At 68.4% G+C, this 7300-nt stretch carries 11 protein-coding genes; 5 read left to right on the forward strand and 6 right to left on the reverse strand.

The window, feature by feature from the left end:
- From E1294_RS50145 to E1294_RS50155, 3 genes are all read left to right on the forward strand, one after another.
- On the forward strand, positions 1-1099 hold a 1099-nt coding region (locus E1294_RS50145; protein ID WP_220448412.1), incomplete at its 5' end, for a glycosyltransferase.
- Entirely contained in the window at positions 1096-2100 is a 1005-nt protein-coding gene (locus E1294_RS50150; RefSeq protein WP_132519851.1) for a glycosyltransferase, read from the forward strand. The genes E1294_RS50145 and E1294_RS50150, both read left to right, overlap by 4 nt.
- Entirely contained in the window at positions 2097-3614 is a 1518-nt protein-coding gene (locus E1294_RS50155) for a glycoside hydrolase family 130 protein (RefSeq protein WP_132519854.1), read from the forward strand. Before E1294_RS50150 ends, E1294_RS50155 begins: the two co-directional genes overlap by 4 nt.
- Before the next feature lie 32 nt (positions 3615-3646).
- On the opposite strand, the gene E1294_RS58685 is transcribed toward E1294_RS50155, so the two are convergent.
- The 3 genes from E1294_RS58685 to E1294_RS50170 form a co-directional block, all read right to left on the reverse strand.
- Positions 3647-3859 carry an STAS domain-containing protein gene (locus E1294_RS58685; RefSeq protein WP_132519871.1) on the reverse strand — a complete coding sequence of 71 codons (213 nt, stop codon included), beginning with the start codon at positions 3857-3859 and terminating at the stop codon, positions 3647-3649.
- A complete protein-coding gene (locus E1294_RS50165; protein ID WP_132519857.1) occupies positions 3860-4120 on the reverse strand; it encodes a hypothetical protein in 261 nt (86 codons plus the stop codon).
- Positions 4121-4998: 878 nt separating this feature from the next.
- Positions 4999-5265: a hypothetical protein gene (locus E1294_RS50170; RefSeq protein WP_132519860.1), complete on the reverse strand. Its 267-nt coding sequence runs from the start codon at positions 5263-5265 to the stop codon at positions 4999-5001.
- 230 nt (positions 5266-5495) lie between these two features.
- Between E1294_RS50170 and E1294_RS50175 the strand changes: the two genes are divergently transcribed.
- Positions 5496-5624: an STAS domain-containing protein gene (locus E1294_RS50175; protein ID WP_181958676.1), complete on the forward strand. Its 129-nt coding sequence runs from the start codon at positions 5496-5498 to the stop codon at positions 5622-5624.
- Positions 5625-5724: 100 nt separating this feature from the next.
- On the opposite strand, the gene E1294_RS53875 is transcribed toward E1294_RS50175, so the two are convergent.
- The 3 genes from E1294_RS53875 to E1294_RS57635 form a co-directional block, all read right to left on the reverse strand.
- A complete protein-coding gene (locus E1294_RS53875; RefSeq protein WP_165977936.1) occupies positions 5725-5874 on the reverse strand; it encodes a hypothetical protein in 150 nt (49 codons plus the stop codon).
- Positions 5875-6011: 137 nt separating this feature from the next.
- Positions 6012-6419, reverse strand: coding sequence for a DUF2255 family protein (locus E1294_RS50180; RefSeq protein WP_246083854.1), 408 nt, complete (start codon positions 6417-6419; stop codon positions 6012-6014).
- 124 nt (positions 6420-6543) lie between these two features.
- Positions 6544-6666 (reverse strand): hypothetical protein, encoded by a 123-nt coding sequence (locus E1294_RS57635; RefSeq protein WP_281284627.1) that lies wholly within the window; start codon positions 6664-6666, stop codon positions 6544-6546.
- 148 nt (positions 6667-6814) lie between these two features.
- Between E1294_RS57635 and E1294_RS50185 the strand changes: the two genes are divergently transcribed.
- Positions 6815-7300 (forward strand): hypothetical protein (locus tag E1294_RS50185; RefSeq protein ID WP_132519865.1); only part of this gene is annotated, 486 nt, incomplete at its 3' end.

Below are 7300 nucleotides of genomic sequence, written 5' to 3' on the forward strand. Positions count from 1 at the left end.
CCCGCCCACCCAGTGCGGGCTCGCGACCTTCAATTCCGCCCTGGCCGCCCATCTGGCCAGGGGTGGCGGGTCCGGCGGGATCGTCCGTGTCACCGCGGAAGGTGACGACGAACCGCCGCAGCCCGGGGTCGTGCACACCTGGACTCCCGGCGGGCTCGGCGGCTGGCAGGCCGCGGCCTGCGCTCTGGAGGACTTCGACGTGGCCATCGTGCAGCACGAGTACGGCATCTATCCCGGTCCGGACGGCCAGGACGTCCTGCCGTTGCTGCGATGCCTCACCGTGCCGAGCATCGTGGTCCTGCACACCGTCCTGGCCAGGCCCACTCCCTCGCAAAAAGCCCTGCTCGAGGAGATCGGGGAGGCCGCCGACGCGATCGTGACCATGACCGGCACCGCTCGTGACCGGTTGAGGGCCGGCTACCGGGTGGATGCCGGCAAGGTGTTCATCATTCCGCATGGGACCGCCGACCACATGCGGGTCCCGGCTCAGCGCCGCCCCCGTCCGCACCTGCTCACGTGGGGACTGCTCGGACCAGGCAAAGGGATCGAATGGGCGGTACGTGCCCTCGCGCTCCTGGTGGGCCTCGACCCCTCACCGATCTACACGATCGCCGGCGAGACCCACCCCAAAGTGTTGGAGCTCCAGGGCGAGGCCTATCGCGACGGCCTGCACGAACTCGCCGCCCAGCTGGGGGTGTCCACGGCCATACGACACGACCCCGTCTACCGGGATCAGGACTCGCTGAGCCGACTGGTCCGCTCGGCAGACGTCATCATCCTGCCCTATGACTCGGCGGAGCAGGTCACGTCCGGTGTCCTCATCGAGGCCGTGGCCGCCGGCGTGCCGGTCGTCGCCACCACCTTCCCGCACGCCGTGGAGCTGCTCACCAGCGGCCCGGGGCTGCTCGTTCCCCACGGCGACCCCGCCGCGCTCGCCTCCGCCATACGTCGCGTCCTCACGCAACCCGGGCTGGCCAGCAATCTCACCAGGCGTACCCGCGACCTGATCCCGACCCTGCTGTGGCCGGCGGTCGCGGCCCGATACGACGGCCTCGGCCGGTCGCTCGTCGCCGCGCGGCCGGTCGCGATGCTGCCATGAGCGCCGCCGATCCCGGTTTCAAGCACCTGCTCCGGATGAGCGACGGCACCGGCCTGTTCGAGCATGCCCGGCACGCAGTCGTCCGCCGCGAGCACGGCTACTGCACAGACGACGTCGCCCGCGGCCTCATCGTCGCCAGCCGCGAGCCGCGCCCCGCCCAGCAGCTGACCCGGCTGGCCGAGTCCTACCTGGCCTTCCTCACCCACGCGCAGGATCGTTCCGGCGCGTTCCGCAACCGGCTCGCCTTCGACCGCCGCTGGAGCGAACTGCCGGGCGTCGGCGACTGGTGGGGACGAGCGATGTGGGGCCTGGGCACCGCAGCGGCCCGAAACGCCATCCCTTGGATCCGGGACGAAGCGCTGCACGCCTTCGTTCTCGGCGCCGAACAGCGCTCCCCGCATCCACGCGCCATGGCCTTCGCCGGGCTCGGCGCGGCGGAGGTCCTGCGCACCACCCCGGACAGCACCGTGGCCGCCTCCCTGCTGATGGACGCCGTGGAGGCGATCGGCACACCCTCGGAGAACCCCTCCTGGCCGTGGCCGCAACCGCACCTGACCTACGCCAACGCCGCTCTCGCCGAAGTGATCATCGCCGCCGGGGATCTGAGTGATGACCGGCAGCTGCTCACCACCGGCCTACGCATGCTGGCCTGGCTGTCGGACATCCAGACCAAGGACGGCCTGCTCGCGGTCGTACCCACCACCGGTTGGCGACAGGACGCGCCTCAGGCCCGCTACGACCAGCAGCCGATCGAGGTGGCCGCGCTCGCCGACGCCTGCGCCACCGCCGCCCACGTGACCGGCGACAACGCGTGGCAGGAGCGGGTACGACGGTCGGTGGCGTGGTTCCAGGGAGCCAACGACGCCGGCGTTCCGATGTGGGACCCGGCGACCGGCGGCGGCTACGACGGCCTGACCGAGCACGGTCCGAACCTCAACCAGGGAGCGGAGTCGACCATCGCGCTGATCTCCACCATGCAGCATGCCAGGCGGCTCTCATGACCATCAGGGACCTGGCCACGCGGCTCGGCCCGACCCTCACTCCCGATCCGCGAAGAGTGATCATCAAGTTCTTCGTGCCCGGCGAGGACGCCGCGCTCACCCGTACCAGGGCCGCCGCGCTGATCGACCGCATCATGCTCCTGGGCGAAGACCAGACCACCGAAATGCTCCAGGAGACGCTGCAACGATTCGGCAACCGGCACCACGACCTCGAAACGACCTTCGCCCATCACCACGACCTGGTCCGCCATCGCGTCCCGCGCGACCTCGAGCTGTCCCTGACGGCCCGCCTCCTCGTGGGCGCCTACTTCAGTCATGAGTACGCTGTGGAGGGCGCGGCAGTGTGCAATCCCTCCATGGTCCCCCATCCCGACCAGTCCGGCCTGCGCCCAGGACAGCTCCGTGTGGCGATCAGCCTGCGGCAGATCGGTGAGGGACACCTGTCTTCGATCGGCTTCGCCACGGCGCTGCTCGGCCCCTGCTCCGAGCTGGCGATCGCCGACCGCTCAGGAACGCTGTCCGTCGGGTGCCGGTTTCGGACCCGCCACCGGCGCGATCTGCTCGCCGCCGGGCTCTGCGACAGCGCCTGGGACAACGAGGTGACGGCCGCCGTCCTGCGATCCCTGCCGGAACGCTTCGACGACAACGACTTCGAGCACGCGATCGCCCGGCTCCCCGCCGACCTGCTCGCCCGCACCTCCACACAGCCGACTCTGGAACAGATGCGCCGCGCGACGCACTCCGCCTACACCGTTGCCTTCCCCGCCGACCTCCCCCTGCATCGGCGAGTCCTCTGGCCGTCGACCGCGGCCGAGTCCAACGGCATGGAGGACGCGCGATTCGTACGAATCGTCGACCAGGACGGCACACCTTCGTACCGGGCCACCTACACCGCCTACGACGGGAGGCACATCCGCTCACACCTGATCGCCAGCGACGACCTGCGCCACTTCGAGATCACTCCCATGCGCGGCCCGGCGGCCGTCAACAAAGGCATGGCGCTCTTCCCACGACCGGTCGGCGGACGGACGCTGGCGCTGTGCCGCTCCGACGGCGAGACCATCGGGCTCACGACCCTCGACCGGCACAACACCTGGCAACCACCGACGCCGCTGCACACCCCCCGCTGGGACTGGGAACTCATCCAAGTGGGCAACTGCGGATCCCCCATCGAGACCAGCGTCGGCTGGCTCGTCCTGACCCATGGCGTCGGCCCCATGCGCGACTACTCCATCGGCGCCCTGCTTCTCGGCCTTCACGAGCCGCACCATGTCATCGCCGAACTCCCCGGAACGCTCCTCACCGCCGACGGCACCGAACGAGAAGGCTACGTGCCCAATGTCGTGTACTCCTGCGGCGGCCTGCTTCACGATGACGCCGTGTGGCTGCCCTATGGGGCGAGCGACACCCGCATCGGATTCGCCCGTGTGCCGCTCGACACCCTCATCAACGCGATGCGTCCACCGAGAAGGGCGGCCAACCCGTCTTGGCTGGGTAGGTCCACTTCTTCCTGACCAGCCTGCGATGCCAAGCCGTACCAGTCCGGTCAGGCCATCATCTGCAGGTCGCGGTCCAAGGTGACGCACAGGACGCGGGAGGTGTGCGAGCGGAGATTGGCCAGGGCGAGAGTGATGCCTTGGGCTCGGCTCCGGTGCTGGATGCCGACCAGCACGGCCAGGCCCGAGGAGTCACAGAACGGAACCCGGGACAGGTATCGCCGGACAGGTGGACGGTGGCGGCGGCCGATGCACCGGCGCAGCTACAGGTACTGGCCCACCTCGGCACTGTCTGTCTTCGACACCCGCACCGACACCACGTTGGCGAGGTTGATGACCACGCCGTTCACGTCGGACTCACGGTCATATCTCGCCCGGGCCAGCACCAGGCTGCGCCGCTCGTCCACGGCACGGGCGATCGCCTCCAACGCCTCCGGCTCCCCGTCGAAGTCCCCGCTCATCACGGAGACGTCTTCACCGCCCACCGGGTGAAATCGAATGATCAGTACGACATTGTCAGGCACGGCCGGCTCCTTTCGCCAGAATCCGCCCAGGATCCGCAGGGATTACCTGCCCAGCATCGAACGCTGTTAGGCGGCTGCCCTCCGCATCCGCCTGCCGCACCGCGGGCCGCATCGATGTCTGCGCGGGAGGCGTCGCCGCTCGCCAGGAGCGTACGTACTGGCGGACGGTGGTGCCGCTGCCGCGATAGCCCAGGGCCTGCAGTTCCCGCTCCTCAGGTTTCCTGTCGCACGAGGGCTTTGACCTGATTCATCAGCTCTGCCCGCCGCTGGTGGCCGGCGCCCACGCGGCACACGTCCAGCTGCTGCCCGGGCCCGGCCGGTTCATCTGGATCCGCTGGGACATCCGCGTCCGCGAACTCGTCACGTTGCCGCCGTGCCCGGTCGAACGCGCCGACCCCGACCCGCGCCCCCCTACGGCGACGAGCCGGCGCCGTACCTGCTGTTCGAGGGGCGCGTCGGACCTCACCGCTACTAACCCGGACCGCGCCGATGCGCGAAGAGTACACGCAGAGGGCTCCGCCGACCCGGTATCGCCGACGCTCGGGAAGGCAACCGCGACGGGGAGACCTGCGCGACGCGATCCCGACAACGACCATCTCGCCAGCTCACTGGGCCACGCAACACAGCATCGTGATGTGGAAGGCCAGGAACTGATCGACTCGCCCAGAGGATCAGCTAGAGCGAACAGCAGCGCAACACCAGAAGAATGCCTGGGGCCAGACATGTGCTCGAGCCATGAGCCGCAGGCCAACCCGACGACCGAATCGCCGCATCCACGAAACGACGAGTTCGCTGGTCCGGGCCACGATAGTGCTGGGAGCGGGAAAGGGCTGGGGCGGAGCGGTGCGCGAAGGCGGGTCATGTCTTTCGTACCGATGTCAGTCGGTGGGCCCCAGCCCGGCGATGCGTTGCTCGCGTACGTCCTGCAGGGCCCGCAGGTAGCCGAGCTCCAAGGCACGACAGATCAGGTTGTTCATCTCGGCAGAGCTGTCGGGTCGTCCCCAACTGGAGAACTCGTTGGACGCCGCCTCATCCGCCAACCGCTCGTCGCCGGCATCCCCAGAACGTGGCCCGTCGTAACGAATCCGGCCGATGAGCTCACTCCAGTCCTCCAGCTCGGCACGTGCGTCGTCATCGTTGCTCATGCTGGCCATCGTGGCCCATGATCACTCTTTTAGCGAGCCATCCGGCGTGCCCGGCGATGAGGCAGCCTTTCCGGGCTGCCTGCCACCTACGCTGGTGTCGAGGACGTATGCCCCGGCGTCGTGCAGGGTGATGCCGTAGCCCGGCGTCTGGCCAGGAGGCGACCGTTCGTTTGTCGTGCTGATCGCTTTGAAGCAGGGGTCGCGGGTCGGGCTGTGGCATGATCGTCGGCGTGCTGATCGGCATCCAAGGCCGTGCCCGGTCCCAGAGCATCACACTCGCCCTGACCGGTGTTTCGCCGAGCGTGGCCCGGCTGCTGCGCATCACCGGTCTGGACCAACGCTTCCCCATCATGGCGTGACGGGCATACCGACCCCGCGATGCGGGGAGACTGGCATCGCTTTCAGGCTTTGCCTCAAAGGAAAGTCGGAGAAACGAAATCTGCATAATGGGGGTAGATTTCATTCCTCTCGCAGCTCGACGTCCAGACGCTTCGCAGGGCTGGTGGCCCGTGTGATGCTGCCCCTGACAGGCCTGTTCTGGATGGACACGCTGTGCTCGGTGACCAGGGCGATCTGGCGGCTCGAGGAGTATCCGGGCAACTTCTTCATTTGCCAGATCATCGACCTGCGCTCGCGGCCACCAGCGCAACCGAGAGGTCAACGACCTGGCTGACCGTCAGATCCCCCTGACCTCGATTTCCTTCTCATCGGGGCTCTGCCCGACACGAGGGCGGTGTACTCGATGATCACCTTTCGGGTATGAGTCTGATCGTGGCGGCACGCGCGGCGGGGCTGACGACGCTGCCGATGATGTTGTTGCCGTAGCGGCGGTACTTGGTGCGGTAGACCTCGTCGATCCGGTCGTGGACGGCGGAGTCGCCGGGATCGGCGTCGGCGAAGGTGACGTTCACCTCTACGCCGCCGGCCGAGATGTGGCCTTGATGGCTGGTCTGGGTGCCACGGTACCAAGCGCCGGAGCGTCCGTTCATGCAACGGACATAGAGGTCGTCATCGACGCAGACAACCCATATCGTCACAGGCTGGCGCAGCGTGCCATCGTCTCGCCGGGAGGCGAGGTCCAGTTCCTCGGCATAGCCGATCATGCTCAGTTCACCGGCGGTCCAGGTGTCCATCGCGGACGTCTCCTCGCTCATGAACGCGTCTTCCGTCCTCGGTAGTCGTGGTCGAACCTACCCGCGGCCGGGCGAGACGGGGTGACCCGCACGTCCGTTAGGAGTCTGCTGTCGGCAAATCCGCCCTGCCAGCTCAGCACCTCGATCAGCCGGACACGGTCGTCGCCGCCATCGAGGTTCGCGGCCATGTCCATTGCCTGCGGTTCGCACCGCCGAGCGAGGTGAGCACGGCGAAGGCCGGATCGACGGTAGATGCAGCGCCGAGCATGCTCCTCTCCTGGGCCTCAAGACATAGGCTCCCAAAGGTCCACATCTCCGGGGAGCGCTCTGGAAACGCTCCCGTGTGGCCTCGACACGCTCCGGCGGCATCGTCGCCAGCCATGCGTATGGCTGGAGGAACGCGTAGCGTAACCGTTGTGACGCATCGAGACGCGCCGAACGACCCGCCACACGACGCGGTGGCTCCGGTTGCCGCGCTGGTCGACGCCTGTCGGCACTTCGCCACCCACGTGCGGCTGCTGGCCGACCGGCTCGGCGTGGCGGAGCTGAGCGACGACGACGTCCAGTCGGTCCATGATGCCGTCCATCAGGTTTTCACCGCGGCAGGGCTGGCGGGTGCGCTCGCCACCGGGCTGCAACGGCACACCGGTGAGCAGGACTGCCCGCACTACAACGTGCTCACCGACGCCGAGTGGGCTCCGCTGGCAGAGAGCGGCCGGCACGAACGCAAGGTCGTCTACGGGTGCGAGCTGCAGCCTGGCCACGCGGGCGCCCACGCGGCGCACGTCCAGTTGCTGCCCGGACCCGACAGGTCCGTCTGGATCCGCTGGGACATCCGCTCCCGAGAATTCGTCACGCTACCGCCGTGCCCAGCCGAACGCGCCGACCCCGACCCCGACCCC

The sequence above is a fragment of the Nonomuraea diastatica genome (genome assembly GCF_004349015.1).
In the GTDB taxonomy this organism is placed as follows: domain Bacteria; phylum Actinomycetota; class Actinomycetes; order Streptosporangiales; family Streptosporangiaceae; genus Nonomuraea; species Nonomuraea diastatica.